Source organism: Fuscovulum blasticum DSM 2131, assembly GCF_003034965.1.
GTDB lineage: Bacteria > Pseudomonadota > Alphaproteobacteria > Rhodobacterales > Rhodobacteraceae > Pseudogemmobacter > Pseudogemmobacter blasticus.
The window spans coordinates 364,894-382,116 of record NZ_PZKE01000001.1 but is presented as its reverse complement, the minus strand read 5'-3'; the positions used below and the strand labels follow the sequence as shown (position 1 = coordinate 382,116).

General features: G+C 66.4%; 18 protein-coding genes. 10 read left to right on the top strand and 8 right to left on the bottom strand.

The annotated features are described in order from the left end of the window. Positions 1-86: 86 nt before the first annotated feature. Positions 87-1,334 (bottom strand): ABC transporter substrate-binding protein, encoded by a 1,248-nt coding sequence (locus tag C5F44_RS01835; protein ID WP_107671777.1) that lies wholly within the window; start codon positions 1,332-1,334, stop codon positions 87-89. A gap of 46 nt (positions 1,335-1,380) precedes the next feature. After that, complete coding sequence (locus C5F44_RS01830; RefSeq protein WP_107671776.1) at positions 1,381-2,262, bottom strand: N-acetylmuramic acid 6-phosphate etherase; 882 nt, start codon at positions 2,260-2,262, stop codon at positions 1,381-1,383. Positions 2,263-2,417: 155 nt separating this feature from the next. On the opposite strand from C5F44_RS01830, the gene C5F44_RS01825 reads away from it, so the two are divergent. The 4 genes from C5F44_RS01825 to nagA are packed head-to-tail and all read left to right on the top strand — an operon-like array spanning position 2,418 to position 6,143. Further along, positions 2,418-3,251 carry a glucosamine kinase nucleotide-binding domain-containing protein gene (locus C5F44_RS01825; protein WP_107671775.1) on the top strand — a complete coding sequence of 278 codons (834 nt, stop codon included), beginning with the start codon at positions 2,418-2,420 and terminating at the stop codon, positions 3,249-3,251. Beyond that, positions 3,251-4,015, top strand: coding sequence for a GntR family transcriptional regulator (locus tag C5F44_RS01820; protein ID WP_107671774.1), 765 nt, complete (start codon positions 3,251-3,253; stop codon positions 4,013-4,015). Before C5F44_RS01825 ends, C5F44_RS01820 begins: the two co-directional genes overlap by 1 nt. After that, positions 4,012-5,034, top strand: coding sequence for an SIS domain-containing protein (locus tag C5F44_RS01815; protein ID WP_107671773.1), 1,023 nt, complete (start codon positions 4,012-4,014; stop codon positions 5,032-5,034). Before C5F44_RS01820 ends, C5F44_RS01815 begins: the two co-directional genes overlap by 4 nt. Next, positions 5,034-6,143: an N-acetylglucosamine-6-phosphate deacetylase gene (gene nagA, locus C5F44_RS01810; protein WP_107671772.1), complete on the top strand. Its 1,110-nt coding sequence runs from the start codon at positions 5,034-5,036 to the stop codon at positions 6,141-6,143. Before C5F44_RS01815 ends, nagA begins: the two co-directional genes overlap by 1 nt. Here the strand turns inward: nagA and secB are convergent, their stop codons facing one another. Further along, the gene (gene secB / locus C5F44_RS01805; RefSeq protein WP_107671771.1) at positions 6,144-6,656 is read right to left on the bottom strand and encodes a protein-export chaperone SecB; all 513 of its coding nucleotides are present in this window, start codon (positions 6,654-6,656) and stop codon (positions 6,144-6,146) included. Positions 6,657-6,758: 102 nt separating this feature from the next. Next, entirely contained in the window at positions 6,759-7,223 is a 465-nt protein-coding gene (locus tag C5F44_RS01800; RefSeq protein WP_181318147.1) for an FxsA family protein, read from the bottom strand. A 112-nt stretch (positions 7,224-7,335) separates the two neighbouring features. Here C5F44_RS01800 and C5F44_RS01795 point away from each other — a divergent pair, with 112 nt between their 5' ends. The 3 genes from C5F44_RS01795 to C5F44_RS01785 are packed head-to-tail and all read left to right on the top strand — an operon-like array spanning position 7,336 to position 9,608. After that, positions 7,336-7,995, top strand: a complete 660-nt coding sequence (locus tag C5F44_RS01795; protein ID WP_107671769.1) for a Tim44/TimA family putative adaptor protein — start codon at positions 7,336-7,338, stop codon at positions 7,993-7,995. A gap of 8 nt (positions 7,996-8,003) precedes the next feature. After that, the gene (gene mltA, locus C5F44_RS01790; RefSeq protein ID WP_107671768.1) at positions 8,004-9,029 is read left to right on the top strand and encodes a murein transglycosylase A; all 1,026 of its coding nucleotides are present in this window, start codon (positions 8,004-8,006) and stop codon (positions 9,027-9,029) included. 3 nt (positions 9,030-9,032) lie between these two features. Beyond that, positions 9,033-9,608, top strand: a complete 576-nt coding sequence (locus C5F44_RS01785) for a Smr/MutS family protein (protein WP_107671767.1) — start codon at positions 9,033-9,035, stop codon at positions 9,606-9,608. On the opposite strand, the gene C5F44_RS01780 is transcribed toward C5F44_RS01785, so the two are convergent. After that, entirely contained in the window at positions 9,605-10,723 is a 1,119-nt protein-coding gene (locus tag C5F44_RS01780; RefSeq protein ID WP_164681931.1) for an alpha/beta hydrolase, read from the bottom strand. The genes C5F44_RS01785 and C5F44_RS01780 overlap by 4 nt on opposite strands. Before the next feature lie 31 nt (positions 10,724-10,754). Next, positions 10,755-11,975, bottom strand: a complete 1,221-nt coding sequence (locus C5F44_RS01775) for an MFS transporter (RefSeq protein WP_107671765.1) — start codon at positions 11,973-11,975, stop codon at positions 10,755-10,757. A gap of 93 nt (positions 11,976-12,068) precedes the next feature. Between C5F44_RS01775 and C5F44_RS01770 the strand changes: the two genes are divergently transcribed. Beyond that, positions 12,069-12,818, top strand: a complete 750-nt coding sequence (locus tag C5F44_RS01770; protein WP_107671764.1) for an SDR family NAD(P)-dependent oxidoreductase — start codon at positions 12,069-12,071, stop codon at positions 12,816-12,818. A 1-nt stretch (position 12,819) separates the two neighbouring features. Here the strand turns inward: C5F44_RS01770 and hslU are convergent, their stop codons facing one another. Continuing rightward, on the bottom strand, positions 12,820-14,118 hold the full coding sequence (hslU, locus tag C5F44_RS01765) for an ATP-dependent protease ATPase subunit HslU (RefSeq protein ID WP_107671763.1): 1,299 nt from the start codon (positions 14,116-14,118) through the stop codon (positions 12,820-12,822). A 123-nt stretch (positions 14,119-14,241) separates the two neighbouring features. On the opposite strand from hslU, the gene C5F44_RS01760 reads away from it, so the two are divergent. Beyond that, a complete protein-coding gene (locus tag C5F44_RS01760; RefSeq protein ID WP_107671762.1) occupies positions 14,242-14,850 on the top strand; it encodes a WYL domain-containing protein in 609 nt (202 codons plus the stop codon). Between the two features lie 12 nt (positions 14,851-14,862). On the opposite strand, the gene C5F44_RS01755 is transcribed toward C5F44_RS01760, so the two are convergent. Then, entirely contained in the window at positions 14,863-15,936 is a 1,074-nt protein-coding gene (locus C5F44_RS01755; RefSeq protein WP_107671761.1) for a hypothetical protein, read from the bottom strand. 62 nt (positions 15,937-15,998) lie between these two features. Here C5F44_RS01755 and C5F44_RS01750 point away from each other — a divergent pair, with 62 nt between their 5' ends. Next, a complete protein-coding gene (locus C5F44_RS01750; protein WP_107671760.1) occupies positions 15,999-17,213 on the top strand; it encodes a glycosyltransferase in 1,215 nt (404 codons plus the stop codon). Positions 17,214-17,223 lie beyond the last annotated feature (10 nt).

The following is a 17,223-nucleotide window of genomic DNA, read 5'->3' as shown; positions in this document are numbered from 1 at the left end:
GCCTTCGCCCTTTCCTCTTGGTGAAAATACCCTGCGGGGGGTCCGGGGGGCGCATGGCCCCCCGGCTCCGTCCAGTCAGGCCGCGCTTACTTCTGCGGCTCGTACCAGCTTGCCAGCCCGTCCTGCAGGCGCTTGGCGGCATCTTCGGGCGTCTCGGTGCCCTTGATCACATTGGCGCTGGCATTCCAGGTTTCGTTTTCCAGGTTCGGCGTGCCGCGCGACAGGATCTGGTAGGTCGAGCGGATCGTCGACTTGCACTTCTCGCGCCAGGACACGAATTCCTGCGCCAGCGGATCTTCCATCTTCACCGGGGTCGAGTTCAGGCTGAAGAAGCCCGGCAGCGCATTGGCATAAAGCGTGGCGAACTCGGGGCTGCCCACCCATTCCAGGAACACCTTGCCCGCTTCGGCATTGGGCGACTTGGCATTCAGGCCGATCGCAATGTCGTTGTGGTCGCTGATATAGCAGGTGTCGCCTGCGGCCGCGACCGGCGGCGGGAAGGCGCCCATCTTGAATTCGGCCTGCGTATTGAAGCCAGAGATTTCCCACGACCCGGCCGGATAGATCGCGGCGCGGCCCAGGGTGAACATGTTCTGGCTGTCGGGGTAGGTCTGGGCCTCGAACCCGTCACCCAGATAGTCCTTCCACTTCGCCAGTTCGCGATAGGGGGCAACCCAGGGTTCGTCGGTCAGCTTCTGCTCACCCTTGATCAGCGCCAGACGGCCTTCCTCGCCCTTCCAGTAGGTCGGACCGATGTTCTGGTAGCCCATGGTCGCGGCTTCCCACTGGTCGTTGGTGCCCATCGCCATCGGGATATAGGTGCCGTCGGCCTTGATCTTGTCCAGCGCGGCATAGAATTCTTCGTTGGTCGTCGGAACGGCGATGCCCAGCGCGTCGAAGGCATCCTTGTTGTAGATGAAGCCGTGAATCACGCTGGCCATCGGCACGCAGAAGGTGGCGCTGCCGTCATCGGTCTGCCAGGCGCTTTTCGCCACCGGGCTGAAGTTGGCCATCGAGGCAAGGCCGCTCAGATCGGCCAGGAAGCCCTTGTTGTAAAGCTCAAGGCTGGCATCGAACGGGCGGCAGGTGATCAGGTCGCCCGCGCTGCCGGCTTCAAGTTTCGAGTTCAGCGAGGCATTGTATTCGGTGGGGGCCGAGGGGGCGAAGACCACCTTGATGTCAGGGTGCTGTGCGTTGAAGGCGGGGATCAGCACGTCCTGCCAGATGGTCAGGTCGTCATTGCGCCAGCTTTCGATCGTCAGCGTGGTTTCCGCCAGCGCCGGTCCGGCCAGCAACGTGCTGGTCAGAAGCGCCATCCGAAAGGTCTTCGTCATCCGTCTTCTCCCTATGTGCGGGCCTCGTCGGGCCCGGTTTGCTTCGTTACCCAAGATGCGGGGCCAGATGTCCCGCCGACCGCTTCAAATCCTCGTCCGCCTGCGCGGCGCTGCGCCCGCCTGCCACCAGAACGGCCGGCTTGACCGCCCCGCCGGTCACGGCCAGCGCCGCCAGCGCCGCCGCATGGTCCACCCCCGACAGGGCTGCCACGATCCGGGCCGCCCGGTCCTTCAGCTTGGCATTGTCGGCGACCACATTCACCATGAATCCGTCATGCACATGGCCCAGCCGGATGCCGACCAGCACCGAAACCAGATTCAGCGCCACCTTCTGCGCCGTTCCTGCGCCCATGCGCGTTGAACCCGAAACAACCTCGGGGCCGGTGTCCAGCAGCACCGGCAGATCAGCCAGCGCCAGAAGGTCAGACCCGGGCACGTTGGCAAAGCCCGCCACCGTCACGCCCGCAGCCTTCGCCGCCCTGGCCAGTTCCAGCGCATAGGGCGTGCGCCCCGAGGCTGACAGGCAAAGCATCACGTCACCGGCCGCCAGCCCGGCCGCGGCAAAATCCGCCGCCGCCAGTGCCGGATCATCCTCGACATCGCCGGTCATGTGCAGCAGGGCCGCCGCGCCACCGGCAAACAGCATCGGCGTGCGGTCGGGGGGAATGCCAAAGGTGCCGGGCAGTTCCAGACAATCGGCCAGCGCCATCAGCCCTGAAGACCCCGCCCCGGCATAGGCCATCTTGCCGCCACGGCGCAGCGCGGCAGAGGCTGCTTCGGCAACGGCCTCCAGCGCGGGCAGCGCGGTATGCACCGCCTGAACCGCGGCCATCTGCGCCTCCAGCAGGCGGCTCAACGCCTCGGCCGGCGCAATGTGATGCAGCCCGACGGAATGCCTGTGTCGCGCTTCGGTCGATCTCTCGGCCATGTCTGTCCTCCCCTGCGCTAGATAATGCCAAAGCAATACCACTTGTAAAGAGACTTCTTCTCTCTACTCGTTAACAGCCTGAAATTCGAAGGAGACAGAATATCCCTTTGCAAATGGTATTATCTTGGTATCATTGCGCCATGGGAGGATTCGGGATGCACTACCTTGTCGGCGTGGATGGAGGGGGCACTGGCTGCCGGGTTGCCGTCGCTGATTCGTCCGGTGCCGTTCTGGCCCGCGCGGAAGGTGGCCCTGCCAATATCGCCTCTGATACCGACGCGGCCGCCCGCACCATTCTGGCCTGCGTGTCCGAGGCGCTGACCCGCGCAGCAGGCCTTTTGGCCGATCTGCGAACAGTGCGCGCCGGGCTTGGCCTTGCCGGCGCCAATGCCAGGGGCGCACCCGAACGCCTTGCCGCCGCCCTGCCCTTTGCCGCCCGGATCGAGACCGATGCCATCGCCGCCACCCGCGGGGCGCTTGGGGGGGCTGATGGGCTGCTGGCCGCCATGGGCACCGGATCGGTCTTCGTGCGCCAGCGGGGCGGTGAAACCCGGCAGTTCGGCGGTTGGGGGCTGATCCTGGGGGATGAAGGTTCAGGCGCGCGTCTGGGACGTGCCGCCCTGTCGCGGGCCCTGCGCGCCCATGACGGATTCACGCCGCTGACCCCGTTCCTCTGCGATTTGCTGGCCCGCCACGGCGGGCCGTCTGGCGTGGTCGCCTTTTCGCTGACCGCCACCCCACGGGACTTCGGCGCCCTTGCACCGGAAATCCTTGCGTCGGACGATCCGGCCGCCCGCGCGCTTTGGGCAGAAAACGTCTCTGACATTGCCGAAATCCTGCAGGCACTGGGGGCCGGCCCCGGCCTGCCGGTCACCTTCACCGGCGGCCTTGGCCCGGCCTATGCCGCCGCGCTGCCCCATCTGCCGCAGCGCACCGCCCTTGGCACGGCGCTGGACGGCGCCCTTCTTCTGGCGCGCGAGGTGGGGTGATGGAACAGATTTTCTCGCGGGAAGGGTTTGACGACGCGGGTTCCGGCCCGCTGTATCTGCAGCTTCAGCGCCGCATCGCCGACGCGATGACCAGCGGCCGCCTTGCCCCTGGCGACAGCCTGCCGGCCGAACGGGACATGGCCACGATGACCGGGCTTTCCCGCGTGACCATCCGCAAGGCGATTCAGTCGCTTGTCGCCTCGGGCCAGTTGATCCAGCGCCGCGGCTCCGGCACCTTTGTCGCGCAGCGGGTGGAACGACTGGAACAGGCGCTGTCGCTGCTGACCTCTTTCACCGAGGATATGGCCCGGCGTGGCCGCAGCGTTGACAGCCTCTGGCTCTCTCGCCAGATCGTCTCTCCCGCGCCCGAGGAAATCATGGCACTGGGCCTGGGCGCCGGAGATCGCATCGCCCGGCTGGAACGGGTGCGTCGCTCGGACGGTGTGCCTTTGGCCATCGAACGCGCCTCGATCCCGCTTTCGGCGCTGCCAGACCCCGAAGCCGTGGCGACCAGCCTTTACGATGCGCTTCAGGCCAATGGCCAGCGCCCCGTGCGCGCCGTGCAGCGCATCTCGGCCGCCAACCTTGCCCCGCGGGATGCTGAACTTCTGGCTGTCCCGGCCGGGGCCGCCGGTCTGCGGATCGAACGCATCGGCTATCTGCCCGATGGCAGGGTCGTGGAATACACCCGCTCTCTTTACCGCGGCGATGCCTATGACTTTGCCGTCGAACTGAAACTTGCCCCGGACGGAGGCCCGACATGACCACCCATATGGCCCGCGAAGTGGCCGAGATTCCCGAAGCCACCGCCCGCTTCCTGTTGCATAGTGCAGGTGTGGTTGAAAAAGCGGCTCTCTCCTTGCGGAAAGCCGATCCTGCGCTGGTCGTGACCGTGGCGCGCGGATCGTCCGACCATGCGGCAACCTATCTGAAATATGCCATCGAACTGCTGGCCGGCATCCCCGTTGCCAGCGTTGGCCCTTCGGTCGCCTCGATCTATGGCCGTCCGCTGCGGCTGTCCGGTGCGGCCTGCATCGGCATCTCGCAATCGGGCCGCAGCCCCGACATCGTGGAAATGATGCGCGCCGCCGGGGCGGGCGGGGCGATTCCCATCGCCATCACCAACTTTGCCGACAGCCCGATGGCGCTGGCCTGCACGCATTGCCTGCCGCTGCACGCGGGCGAAGAGAAAAGCGTCGCCGCGACCAAGACCTTCGTCACCTCGGTTCTGGCCGGGCTGGCGCTGCTGGCCGAATGGCAGGATGATGCGGCCCTGCGCGCGGCCCTGCACGCCCTGCCCGAAGCATTTTCCGCCGCGTTGGAGCTGGATTGGTCGCCGTTGTCAGACCGGCTGTCCCGTGCCAGCCATGCCTATGTTCTGGGCCGCGGTCCTGCCTTCGCCATTGCCGCCGAAGCGGCGCTCAAACTCAAGGAAACCTGCGGCCTTCATGCCGAAAGCTATTCCGCCGCCGAGGTGCTGCATGGCCCGGCGGCAATTGTGCAGGCACAGTTCCCCGTGCTGGCGCTGGGGGTCGAGGATGCCGCCCTGCCCCATGTTGCCACCACGGCCGGGCGGCTGGCCGGACAGGGGGCTGATGTCTTCCTGACCGGAACCACGGCGCCGGGCGTCACCACGCTGCCTTCGGTCGCAGGGCTGCACCCGCTGGTCGCGCCGCTGGTTCTGGCGGTGGCGTTCTATGCCTTTGCCGAACACCTCTCCCGCCGTCGCGGCTTTGATCCCGACACGCCCCCCCATCTGCGCAAGGTCACGGAAACCGTCTGATGCCCATCCGCTATACCGGCGCCGCCCTGTTCGACGGCACCCGCCTGCACCCCGTTGCCGACCTGACCGTTGCAGACGGAAAAGTGACGGATTCCGCCGCAACAGAGACTGTTTTTCTGTCCGGCGGCTATCTTCTGCCCGGCTTGCTTGACCTTCAGGTGAACGGCGCGGGGGGGCAGATGATCTCGGGGCGGACCACCCCAGCCGATCTGCGCGCCTTCTGCGAGACCCATGCCCGGTTGGGGGCAACCGGCGTGCTGCCGACCTTGATCACCGACACGGCCGAGGCGACCGCCGCGCTGATCGACGCTGCTGCCGGTGCGGCCGGAACGCCGGGCCTGCTGGGCCTGCATCTGGAAGGCCCGCATCTGGACCCGCGCCGCAAGGGCGCTCATGATCCGGCCCTGATCCGCCCGATGACAGATGACGACCTGAATCGTCTCTGTGAAGGCAGAAAACGCCTGCCTGCCCTGCTGGTAACCGTCGCCCCCGCCTCGGTAACGCCCGAGCAGATTGCCACGCTGACCCGCGCCGGGGTGATTGTCAGCCTTGGCCACAGCGACTGCACCCATGCCGAGGCGCAGGCGGCCATTGCTGCCGGTGCCCGCTGCGTGACGCATCTTTTCAACGCGATGAGCCAGCTTCAGCACCGCGAGCCGGGTCTGGTTGGTGCGGCGCTGGAGGGCGGGCTGAACGGCGGGCTGATTGCGGATGGCCATCACGTTCACCCGGCGGCCATGCGGGTGGCGCTGGCCGCCAATCCGGCCGGCCTCTATCTGGTGACGGACGCAATGGCCGTGGCCGGCACTGACCAGACCGAATTCACCCTGGGCGGACGGCGTATCCTGCGGCGTGACGGGCGGCTGACGCTGGAAGATGGCACGCTGGCCGGCGCCGATCTGACGCTGCCGCAGGCGATTGGCAATCTGGTGGCGATGACAGGCACACTGCCCGAAACCGCCTTCGCCATGGCCACAAGCCGCCCCGCCGCCGTTCTGGGCCGGGCAGATCTGGGGCATCTGCAGCACGGGGCCGCGGCGGATTTCGTCCACCTTGGCGCGGATTTCAGTCTGCAGGGTGTGTGGCGGGCCGGAGCCCGCCTGATCTGATCAGTTCGGCTGCGGGGTGGGCTGGGCCGCGCTGGCCTGCGCCCGGCGTGCCAGTTCCTGACGATACAGCGTCAGGAAATCGACCGTATCCACGTTCAGCGGCGGGAAGCCGCCATCGCGCGTCACATCGCTGATGATGCGGCGAACGAACGGGAACAGCATCCGCGGGCATTCGATCAGCAGATAGGGGTGCAGTTGGTCATCAGGCACACCTTCGATGTGGAAGGTGCCGCCATATTCCAGCTCCAGCAGGAACAGCACGTCGTTGGTCACCTTGTTCCGGTTGGCCACCTTGAACTTCAGGATCACGTCATACTGGTTCTCGGCGCTGCGCTTGCGCGCGTCCAGGCTGACGGCGACCTGCATGTCGGGCTGAATCTCGGACTGGCCCACGCCTTTCTGGACAAGAACGTTCTCAAAGCTGAGGTCGCGCACATATTGCGCCAGAATCTGCATCCGCGGGGCGAACTGGGCGCCGTTTCCGGCGGGCTGGGCGGGGGCTTCTTCGGCCATTGATCCTCCTTCGCGGTCGGGCACCCTGCCTGACGCGCACAACGTGAATTCGACGCTGTGCCTAGCAGAGGCGCGGCGCGCGCTCAATGACTGATGGTCCTGTCAATCCTCGGTCCAGCCCGACCGGCCCCGACGCCCCACCTCGGACGGGGGCACCTCTTCCCACTCGGCCTCGATCACATCGGGTTCGGGCGGGGCGGGGCGGCCACCGGCCTGCACAACAGTGACCCGCGCCATCAGACGTGCGGTCAGCAGATCCTGCACCGGCGGCAGCAGCAGGATCAGCCCCAGCGCATCTGTCAGGAACCCCGGCAGCACCAGCAGCAGCCCGGCAAGGCCGCGAAACACGCCCCGCCCCAACCCTGCATCGGGCCGCCCCAGCGCCGACAGGCCCTGCCGCAGCCGCATATGACCACGCACCGCCTCGGCCCGCATCACCAGAATGCCAAGCGCCGCCGTTGCAATCACCCAGGCCAGCGTGGGCCACAGCCCGATCCGCCCGCCGATTTCGACAAACAGCCCGATTTCCACCAGAGGCCAGGCCAGAATGGCCAGCAAGACCCACATCAGACGGCCTCCTTCGCAGCCGTGAATGGCCCCAAGGTTTACTTGGCGCCGACACCTCCCTACATAAGGGCAAACCGGCGCCAACCCAAGGCGCAGAGCGGAAGGGTGTCTGATGAATTCGTCGCTGATCCAGCTTCTTGTCCTTGCAGGGATCGCCATTTTCCTGATCCTCAAGCTGAAGTCCGTTCTTGGCACACGGGACGGGTTCGAAAAGCCGCCTGTTCCGCTGGACGCGGTAAAACCGCGGGTGCAGCGCGATTTCGAGGTGATCGAGGGCGGCCCCGACCGCGACATCATCGACCACGTTCCCGATGGATCGTCCTCGGCCAAGGCGCTGGCCGCGATGAAACTGGTCGAACCGGCCTTTTCGGTTGGCACCTTCCTGCAAGGCGCGCGCGGCGCCTATGAGATGATCCTGACCGCCTTTGAAAAGGGCGATCTTGACAGCATCCGCCCCTTCCTGTCCGACGATGTCGAGGCCAGTTTTGCCGAGGTGATCGCCGCGCGCGAACGCGAAGGGCTGACCATCGAATCCAACTTCGTCGGCCTCAAGGAAATGACCCTGCAAGAGGCGACCTTCACCCGCGGCTCGGAGATGGCTGAAATCACCGTGCGCTTCGTGGGCGAACTGTCCTCGGTTGTTCGCAACAAGGCCGGCGAAGTGGTGGAAGGCGACCCCAAGGCGCTCAAGCGTCAGCGCGATGTCTGGACCTTTGCCCGCAAGATGGGCGCGGACGATCCGAACTGGCAACTTGTGGCCACCGGCGACTGATCCTTGGCATGGGCGGGGCTTTTCGCAATCTTGCGCTTGCGGTGGCCCTGATGGCCGCACCGCCCGTCCGCGCCCAGGTGGTTGACTTCGAATCCCTTGCCGGCTGGCAGCAGGATGGACAGGCCGCCGCCTTGGCGGCCTTTCTTGACACCTGCGATCTGCTGGATGCCGCCGACTGGCGCCCGCTGTGCAAGCTGGCCCGCGATGTGCCGCGCGACGATGCCTCGGCCCGCGCCTTTTTCGAATTGTTCTTCCGCCCGGTGATCGTGGGCACACCTCCGGCGCTGTTCACCGGCTATTTCGAACCCGAACTGACCGGCTCCGCCGTCCGCACTCCGCGCTATGCCTGGCCCATCTATCGCCGCCCGCCGGAACTGGCCGATGGAACCGTCTATCACAGCCGCGCCAGCATCGAAGGCGGCGCCCTTGGCGGCCGTGGGCTTGAGATCGCCTGGCTGGACGATCCGGTCGAGGTGTTCTTCCTGCACATCCAGGGTTCTGGCCGCATCCGCATGACCGATGGTTCGGTCATCCGCGTGGGCTATGCCGGGCGCAATGGCCACGCCTACAGGTCCATCGGGCAGGAACTGGTGCGTCGCGGCTATTTCCTGCCGCATCAGGTGTCTGCCGGGGCCATCGCCAACTGGGTCCGCAGCAACCCCGATCTGGGGGCCGAACTTCTGAACCATAACCCGTCCTACATCTTCTTCCGCAAGATCGCGAACCTGCCCGCCGACAAGGGGCCGATCGGGGCGATGGGCCGGTCAATCACGCCGCTGCGGTCGCTGGCGGTTGACCCGGCCTATACGCCCCTTGGCGCCCCGGTCTGGATTGAAAAGGAAGGCCGCGTTCCCATGAACCGGCTGATGGTGGCACAGGATACAGGCGGTGCCATCAAGGGCGCGCAGCGGGCTGACATCTTCTATGGCTTCGGCGATGCGGCAGGCGATGCCGCGGGCGATGTCAAGGACGGCGGCCGTATGGTGCTGCTGCTGCCCATCGACCGCGCCTTCGCCATGCTGGAAGGGCTTTGACCCATGTCGCGCCGTCGTCACCTGCGGCCCGAGGAGGCCGAGCTTTGGCACGCGGTCGCCCGCACCGCCCGGCCGATGCACGGCACCCACCTGCCGCTGCCCGAGGCGCTGGCCCCCACGCCGCCCCCGGCAGAGGCCCCGAAGGTGCCGGCTCAGCCCCGCCTGCCGCAGTTCCGGCTGGGTGAACAGGCGCCGCTGGCCCGCCCGCATGTGCTGGCGCCTTCGCCCACGGCCCAGCCCTTGCAGATGGACGCCAAGACCCACGCGCGCATGACCCGGGGCAAGCTGGCGCCCGAAGCACGGCTTGATCTGCACGGCATGACCCTGGCCGAAGCGCACCCCGAGCTGATCCGCTTCATCCTGAACGCGCAATCGCAGGGGCTGCGGCTGGTGCTGGTCATCACCGGCAAGGGGCGGGCGATGTTCGAACCCGTGCCGCGCCCCACCGGCGCCTTGCGCCATCAGGTGCCGCATTGGCTGCGCCTGCCGCCGCTGGGACAGGCCGTGTTGCAGGTGTCAGAAGCACATCTGAAACACGGGGGCGCCGGGGCGTTCTACGTCTATCTGCGCCGGCGTTAATCAACCGCCGCTTCCACCGGCGCCAAAATGATGCCGGTCGCATTGCGCACGGTCAGCACCACGCCGGGCAGCAGGCCCACGCGGCTGGCCGCCTCGGCCCGGAAGGCCGCGTCGATGTTCGCGATCCCGCCAAGAAGCTGGATCAGCGCCGGCGAGGTGCCCAGATTGAAATGCCCCGCCCCCTGATTATAGGCCGCCGTGTCGAAATAGGTGACCTCCAGATCCCCCAGTTGCGCCAGATCGCTCAGGTTGCCCAGCCGGTCAGGCGCGCCGGCGATCTTGGACGACAGGTTCAGGATCGAATCCTTGGTATTTCCGAAGATCAGGAACGGCTGCGGCAGGCGTCCCATCGCGTGGGCCTGGGCACGGAACAGATCCACATCCAGATCTGGCGAGATCAGGACCACGCCGCCGATATGCCCCAGCACGAGCTTGTCGTTGCGGATGGCCGTCTGGCGAAGCGTCTCCATCGTCAGCGCGCCCCCCATCGAATGGGCGACGATCACAATCCGCTGGGCACCGGACAGCGCGACTTCGTGCAGCAATTGTTCCAGACCATCGCGCCCGAACAGCGCCGAATCCCGGTCATAAACATATCCGAAGGGCGACCCGCGGCTTGGCCAGGCATAATGCACCGCAATGCCCGGCACCTTGAGGTCATAGTGCATCTGCGCAACGCGATAGACACTTTCGGCCATCGTGTTGTTGAAACCATGAACATAGACCACCACGTCGCGCTGTTTGCGCCGCGCCATCGACTCGCGCAGCGCGCCGCGGAAATCGGCGGCGGTGTCATAGCCGATACCGTCAAGCGTCAGGAAATCGGTCTTCGGATCGGCCCGCTTGGCGCTGCGGGGCCAACTCACCTCGCCCAGAGGGCGGTTGAAGGGCACCAGGATGTCATACCGGAGGAACCGCGCCTGTTCTGACCGGCCAAAGCCGAAAATGCCATCTTCTTCCTTGCGTGACGTGCCGACGAACACCACTTCGCGCACGCCCGATGTGGTGGCTTCGGCCTGCTTCTCGGCCGGAATATCGGCCAGCATCAGGAACTCGCCCCGCGGACTGCAGGCGATCAGGAACAGCAGGGCAACAAGGACTGACAATACCTTCATGGTCCCTGTGTGACGGGGTAGGACGCCCCGGTCAAGTGCGGCCAAATCCACCGGCAAAGCGCCGCAGACCAAAGGCCACCAGCCCTGCCGAAACCAGGGTGACCGCAGCCATCGCGCCCATCTGGGCATCAATTTCGACGCCACGTTCGATCAGTTCGCCCGCCAGCATCGGCCCGACAGCCGTGCCGAAAACCATGATCGCCCCGGTCAGCGCCCGGATCGCGCCCAGGTTCCGCGTGCCGTAGATCTCGGCCCAGAAGGCCATCAGCACCGTCGCCTGCGCGCCCGCCGTCAGGCCCATCAAGGCCAGAACCGGACCGGCCCAGAACAGGCTTTGCACATGCGGGAACAGCAGCAGGAACGCGGCCAGCGGCAGCAGATACAGCGGCATCATCGGCCGGGTGCCGATCCTGTCCAGCGCCACGCCGGTGGCAAACATGCCCACAACCGCCGCCAGGGTGTAGAACGGCAGCACCGTCAGCAGCCCCAGATGCGACCAACCCTTCACCTCGGCCAGATGGGCCTGATGGAAGAAGATCACCGTGATGAACATCGACGGAACCATCAGCGACGGCAGCACGCACCAGAACAGTCCGTGATGCAGGGCTTCGGCCCGTGTCCAGTGCCGCGCCGCCAATCCGGCACTGTCTTCGCCCGTCGCCATCTGCTGTGGTGTCCGCTCCAGCCGCAAAAGCCGCAGCAAGACCGGCAGGCTGACCAGAATCAGCCCCGCCGCCAGCACGAACAGCCAGCGCCACGGCACAGCCGCCTTGGCGGCGGTAAAGGCCAGCGGCAGCACGATCTCACCCACACTGAACCCTAGCGCGGCAATCGCCAGCGCCCGCCCCCGGCTGCCGACGAACCACCGGCTCATCGCCACGCCGGCGGCCTGCACCACCATGCCCTGCCCCAGGAACCGCAAGAGAAAGATCACCACCGGCAGCGTCACGACACTGGGATTCACCGCCATCAGCGCCGACGCGCCCGCCAGCCCCAGCAGCGACACCACCCCGATCGTCCGCACACGGAACCTGTCCAGCAACGGCCCCGCCCAGACCATCGCAATCGCCCCGGCCACGGTAGACCCCGCGTAAAGTGTGGCCCAGCTTCCATGCGACAGCCCGTATTCGGCCCGGATCTCGGCGCCAAAGGGCGACAGGAAATAGGTCAGCCCGAAGCTGGACAGCAACGAGAGCAGGAACCCCGCCAGAAGGAAGGGCGCATTGGCGCGCAGAAAGGCGAGAAAGGGCATGAGACAGGCACTCCGCCGCCCGTTCTTTCACGCAGTCATGGAAAGCGAAAGGTCTGTCGGCTATGTGGGTTTCACCCCGCAGGAAAGGCCCGAATGATGACCCTCCCCCTCTCTGGCCAGACAGCGCTTGTTACAGGGGGCGCCCGTGGCATCGGGCTGGCCACCGTTTCCGCCCTGGCTACCCTTGGCGCCCGCGTCACCTTCACCGCCCGGACCGAGGACAGTCTGGCCAGCGCCGAAGCCGCGCTGAACGGCGCAGGCACCGGCCTGCTGTGCAACATCACCAACCGCGTCCGCCTGGCCGAAATCACCGCAGCGGGCTTTGACATCCTGGTGAACAATGCGGCCGTCGTATACCCTATCGGCCGCATTGCCGATCTGACGCCAGAGGCATTTTCCGCCAGCATAGAGACGAATCTGACCGCACAGTTCGATGCCATCCGCCTGTGCCTGCCGGCCATGACGGCACGCGGACGGGGGGTGATCGTCAATGTGTCATCCGGCGCGGCGCATCGCCCGCAGGAAGGCTGGGCCGCCTATTGCGCCGGCAAGGCGGGGCTGGCCATGCTGACCAAATCGGTCCATCTGGAATATGCGCCGCTGGGCATCCGGGTCTACGGGCTTGCCCCCGGCGTGGTGGATACCGACATGCAGGGGGCCATCCGCGCCTCGGGCATCAACCCGGTGTCGCAACTGCCGCGCAGCGCGCTGGCCCCCACCGACCAGCCCGCCCGCTGCATTGCCTGGCTGTGCACCACCGCCGCCGCAGACCGGGCCGGGCAAGAGCTGGACATCCGCGATCCGGCCCTGCGCGCCGATTGTGGCCTGCCGCCGCTGGCCTGACCTAAAGGACGTAGCGCGAAATATCGGCCGACCGCGCCAGCGCGCCGACGTTCTTTTCGACAAACGCCTCGTCCACCACCACCTCTTCCCCGCCCCGGTCAGGGGCGGTGAAGGACAGCTCCTCGAACACCCGCTCCATCACGGTATAAAGCCGCCGCGCCCCGATATTCTCGACGCTGCGGTTCACCTCGGCGGCAATGCTGGCAATCGCCGCGATGCCGCCTTCGGTAAAGCGCACCGCCACCTCTTCCGTGCCCATCAGGCCAGAATACTGCCGTGTCAGCGCATTGTCGGTTTCGGTCAGGATGCGAACGAAATCCGCCTCGCTGAGCGGACCCAGCTCAACCCGGATCGGCAACCGACCCTGCAATTCGGGCAGCAGGTCCGACGGCTTGGCAATATGGAAGGCCCCACTGGCGATGAACAGGATATGGTCGGTCTTCACCGGCCCGTATTTGGTGGAAACCGTCGTCCCCTCGATCAGTGGCAGAAGATCGCGCTGCACGCCTTCGCGGCTGACATCGGCGCCGCGCGTTTCGGCCCGTGCGCAGATCTTGTCGATCTCGTCCAGGAAGACGATGCCGTTTTCCTGCACCGCCTCAAGCGCCGCGGCACGCACCGCCTCGTCATCCAGCAGCTTGTCGGCCTCTTGCCCAAGCAGCACGTCGAAACTTTGCGCCACCGTCATCCGCTTGCGGCTGCCGCGTGACCCGAAGGCCTTGAACAGATCCTGCAACCCCTGCATCTGCATTTCCATGCCGGGCGCGCCGCCCATCATCGGCATCTGCGGCGCGGCATCGACGACCTCGATCTCGATCATCGTGTCGTCCAGCTCGCCCCGCTTGAGCTTGCCCCGGAACATCTCGCGCGTGGCATCGCGCGCATCGGTCCCGGCCAGCGCCTCGATCACCCGGTCCTCGGCGGCGCGGCGGGCGCGGTCGCGCACCTCGTCGCGCATCCGGGCGCGGGTATCGTTGATACCCACATCCACCAGATCGCGGATGATGCTGTCCACATCGCGCCCGACATAGCCCACCTCGGTGAACTTGGTCGCCTCGACCTTCAGGAACGGCGCCCTGGCAAGACGGGCCAGACGGCGGCTGATCTCGGTCTTGCCCACGCCGGTTGGTCCGATCATCAGGATGTTCTTCGGATAAACCTCATCGCGCAGGTCATCGGCCAGCCGCTTCCGCCGCCAGCGGTTGCGCAAGGCCACCGCCACGGCACGCTTGGCCTCTTTCTGGCCGATGATGAAGCGGTCCAGCTCGGACACGATCTCGCGCGGGGTCAGGTCGGTCATGCTCGCTCCTGTGACGGTTCTGCACCACTTAAAGACGGCCCGCCCGCGTTTCAAGCAAGCGGCTGGACAACAGGCCACCACACACGCATGGCCGTCGCCCTTTTCCATTGTGCCACAAGGACCATGGCCATGTACCCCGCCCGCTCGCCCGGTTTCTTTCGCCTGACCCGCCGCGCCCTTGGGCTGCGGGTGGTGGGTGGGGCGATGGTGGCCGTGGCCGGCCCCGTTACCGCCCCGGCACAGACCGCCCCAGACCCCGATCTGCGCGATGCCGCGTTACGCGGCTTGGCGCTGGCCATGCACCGCGGCGACCCGGTGGCCGCCGCCGCGGCGCGGGCAACCATGGAGCGTCTGGCCGCAACAGACCCCGAAGGCGCCTTGCTCGCACGGCTTTACTGTGCGCTCGATGTGCGGCCGTCGGCTTTCTACAGGGTAGACATGCAGCCGGCCTCGGCAGACGACCTTGCGCTGCTGCACCGGGCGATCGGGGCCTCGCAGCCGGTCTTCTTTGCCTATACCGATCTTTCGGATCAGCCGTCGCAGCGCAGCGTGTTGCCGCTGGCGCTGGTTCATCCGCCGCAGGGGGTAAAGCTTCTGGCCTGGTGCACCGAGCGTCAGGGCTATCGACAGTTCTTCGTGCGCGCCATGCATGATCTGGCGACCTGCTCTGGCAGTTTCGTCGACCAGCGTCTGGCGCTTTTGCAAGGGCTGGTCGAAAAGGAAGGAGCCTGATCCGTCATACCCCTATTCGGACCGTGAATAGGGCGGCAGGCGGTGCTTGCCGGGAAAGTCTGGCAGCGCCTTCATCACGAAGGCCCGCAGTTGCACCCACCAGGTGCCTATGGCGGTGATCAGCGACCCCAGCACGATCAGAACGAAGATCCAGGTTCCGAAATCACCGCTGTCACCGGCCACCCAACTGATGACCAGCGCGATATAGGCAATCGCCGCCGTCAGGAAAGACCGACGGTCGATCACCAGCGCCAGCATGGTGATCACCACCAGAGCCAGCGACAGAAGCGCGATTCCGGTGCCGCCACCGCTGTTCAGCAGCGTGACCGCAACCGTGTTCACCAGCGCGGGTGCGGCCAGCAGATGGCACCAGAAGGCGGTTGCCGCGTGCCGGCCCAGACGGTGCGGATCGCGGGTGTCGAACCACATGCCCACCAGAAAGGCCCCGATGCCGAACAGCAGCGTCGCGGTGGCGAAGGCGGGGCTTTCCGTCAGGTCGAACAGCCGGTCCCAGCCATTGCCGCCAGACGCCAGCGCGATCAGGTTCGCGGTTGATGCCGTGATCGCATAGATCATGCCCAGCACCAGAAGCCCGGTCAGGAACGCCGCGAAGGGCAGCTTGAACCGGCGATACCACAGCAGCATACCCGCAGCCGACAGGGCAAAAGCCAGCACCCCGACCATCCGTTCATCCAGGCCGCTCTGGCCCAGCAAGGTGACGATAAAGATCATCAGCCCGGCCCCGAACGCGCTGGCCAGAACCATCGACGGCAGCGTCATTCGCCGGCGCAGGGTGAAATAGCCCGCCCACCACCAGGCAATCGCTGCCGTGATCAGCGGCACCGCCACCAGCAGGCCGAAACCGCCGAACCATGTCAGCATCAGGGAAACGCCGGTCAGCAGGATCACCAGACCGATCGAGATGAAGATCTCGGAGAAGCCGCGGAAGAACTCGAACGGCTCATCCTCGGCCTGCATGGCGGCGCGGCGGCCCGACCGGCTGTCCGCCAGCGCAGTGATCGAGGCGGCCTGCGCCTCGGTGACAATGCCCGCGGCAACGGCGGCGCGAAGGTCTTCGGGAGTCATGGGTTTTCCTTGACAGGGGAAGGGACGGCTGACCACATGACGCCCGGCATGGGGGTCGGGTGATGTCTGCCAGAGCAATCGTTTTGGGGTTCACCACGAATTACGCCTTCGCTGCGGGGGCGCTTCTGGCGTCGATCCTGGCGCGCGATCCGGCCTTCGATGCAACCGTGGTGATCTATCACGACGGGCTGCCCGAAGATCAGCAGGCCGCCTTCCTGCGGCTGTGGCCACGCTGCCGGTTTTTGCCCTTCACCGCAGCTGATGTGGCGAAACGGCTGGGGGTCACGGTCGATGACGCGCGGGTTGCGCCCTATCTGGCCCATTTCAGCCCGCTTGTGCTGACCAAGCTGGAACTGCCCGCCCTGCTGGACGAGTACGAGCGCGTCATCTGGCTGGACGCCGACATTCTGGTGCGCGGGCCGCTGGCGCCGCTGTGGGATTTCGACTGTCTGGCCTGGCGCCCCTTGCCCGAAGGCGCCTTCGCGCGGCGCGAGAAGGTGCTGTCGGTGTTCCGTCACCTTGACCTTGATCCCGCTGTTCCCTTGCTGAACGGCGGGGTGATCGGCGTGTCGCGCAGGTTCCTGGATCGGGGCGGTTCGGTCGGGCTGATTCACAGGATGGCGGCGCACCTGGTGGAACAGGCCCCCCCGTCGCAGATTGCCGAAATGCCCTGGTATCTGGCCGCCGCCAGCCTGCATCTGCCCGTCACTGCCTGGCCGATGCGGTTCAACCACCCGGTCATGACAGGCGGGGTCGAAGATGCGCTTCTGGTTCATGCCATCGGGCCGCACAAGTTCTGGAACGCGACCCCGCTCATGCAGCTTTTCCCGGACTGGGCCACGCATCAGGCAACCTGGGTCGCCTGCGGGGGCCAGCCTTACGCCGGCCCGCTGACGCTTGCCGAGGCCCATCCAGCCGAAGCCGCCGAAGTGCTGAAGGCCGCCGACGCGCGCACCTATTGGCTGACGGTCTTTGCCGATCTGCGGGCCGCGCTGCCACGGGGCATGGTCGCGGACCTGCGCCATGACCGCAAGTTCCTGCGGCTTTTCCTGCACGGCCGCCCCGAGGAACAGCACCTTCGGCTGCTGCGACTGTCGAATGAACAGCGTATGGGGCTGGAGGTGCATCTTCCCCGGGCCCTGAGAGCCGAGGTGCTTGATACCCTTGCCGGGGCCGTCAAGGGCGCCAGACGGGAAGGCGACCGGGCCCTGTCGGTTCCGATTGCACAGATCGGACAGGCGCTTGCCGCCGCCGATGCCGTGATCCCGGACGCCTGACAAGCGCAGT

Excerpts from the sequence above, each read along its gene's own strand:
- C5F44_RS01750 (WP_107671760.1), top strand. The coding sequence starts at position 15,999 with ATGTCTGCCAGAGCAATCGTTTTGGGGTTCACCACGAATTACGCCTTC.
- C5F44_RS01760 (WP_107671762.1), top strand. The coding sequence starts at position 14,242 with ATGGCCATGTACCCCGCCCGCTCGCCCGGTTTCTTTCGCCTGACCCGC.
- C5F44_RS01755 (WP_107671761.1), bottom strand. The coding sequence starts at position 15,936 with ATGACTCCCGAAGACCTTCGCGCCGCCGTTGCCGCGGGCATTGTCACC.
- C5F44_RS01825 (WP_107671775.1), top strand. The coding sequence starts at position 2,418 with ATGCACTACCTTGTCGGCGTGGATGGAGGGGGCACTGGCTGCCGGGTT.
- C5F44_RS01775 (WP_107671765.1), bottom strand. The coding sequence starts at position 11,975 with ATGCCCTTTCTCGCCTTTCTGCGCGCCAATGCGCCCTTCCTTCTGGCG.
- C5F44_RS01835 (WP_107671777.1), bottom strand. The coding sequence starts at position 1,334 with ATGACGAAGACCTTTCGGATGGCGCTTCTGACCAGCACGTTGCTGGCC.
- nagA (WP_107671772.1), top strand. The coding sequence starts at position 5,034 with ATGCCCATCCGCTATACCGGCGCCGCCCTGTTCGACGGCACCCGCCTG.
- C5F44_RS01830 (WP_107671776.1), bottom strand. The coding sequence starts at position 2,262 with ATGGCCGAGAGATCGACCGAAGCGCGACACAGGCATTCCGTCGGGCTG.
- C5F44_RS01795 (WP_107671769.1), top strand. The coding sequence starts at position 7,336 with ATGAATTCGTCGCTGATCCAGCTTCTTGTCCTTGCAGGGATCGCCATT.
- C5F44_RS01785 (WP_107671767.1), top strand. The coding sequence starts at position 9,033 with ATGTCGCGCCGTCGTCACCTGCGGCCCGAGGAGGCCGAGCTTTGGCAC.
- secB (WP_107671771.1), bottom strand. The coding sequence starts at position 6,656 with ATGGCCGAAGAAGCCCCCGCCCAGCCCGCCGGAAACGGCGCCCAGTTC.
- C5F44_RS01815 (WP_107671773.1), top strand. The coding sequence starts at position 4,012 with ATGACCACCCATATGGCCCGCGAAGTGGCCGAGATTCCCGAAGCCACC.
- C5F44_RS01770 (WP_107671764.1), top strand. The coding sequence starts at position 12,069 with ATGATGACCCTCCCCCTCTCTGGCCAGACAGCGCTTGTTACAGGGGGC.
- C5F44_RS01800 (WP_181318147.1), bottom strand. The coding sequence starts at position 7,223 with ATGTGGGTCTTGCTGGCCATTCTGGCCTGGCCTCTGGTGGAAATCGGG.
- mltA (WP_107671768.1), top strand. The coding sequence starts at position 8,004 with ATGGGCGGGGCTTTTCGCAATCTTGCGCTTGCGGTGGCCCTGATGGCC.
- hslU (WP_107671763.1), bottom strand. The coding sequence starts at position 14,118 with ATGACCGACCTGACCCCGCGCGAGATCGTGTCCGAGCTGGACCGCTTC.
- C5F44_RS01820 (WP_107671774.1), top strand. The coding sequence starts at position 3,251 with ATGGAACAGATTTTCTCGCGGGAAGGGTTTGACGACGCGGGTTCCGGC.
- C5F44_RS01780 (WP_164681931.1), bottom strand. The coding sequence starts at position 10,723 with ATGAAGGTATTGTCAGTCCTTGTTGCCCTGCTGTTCCTGATCGCCTGC.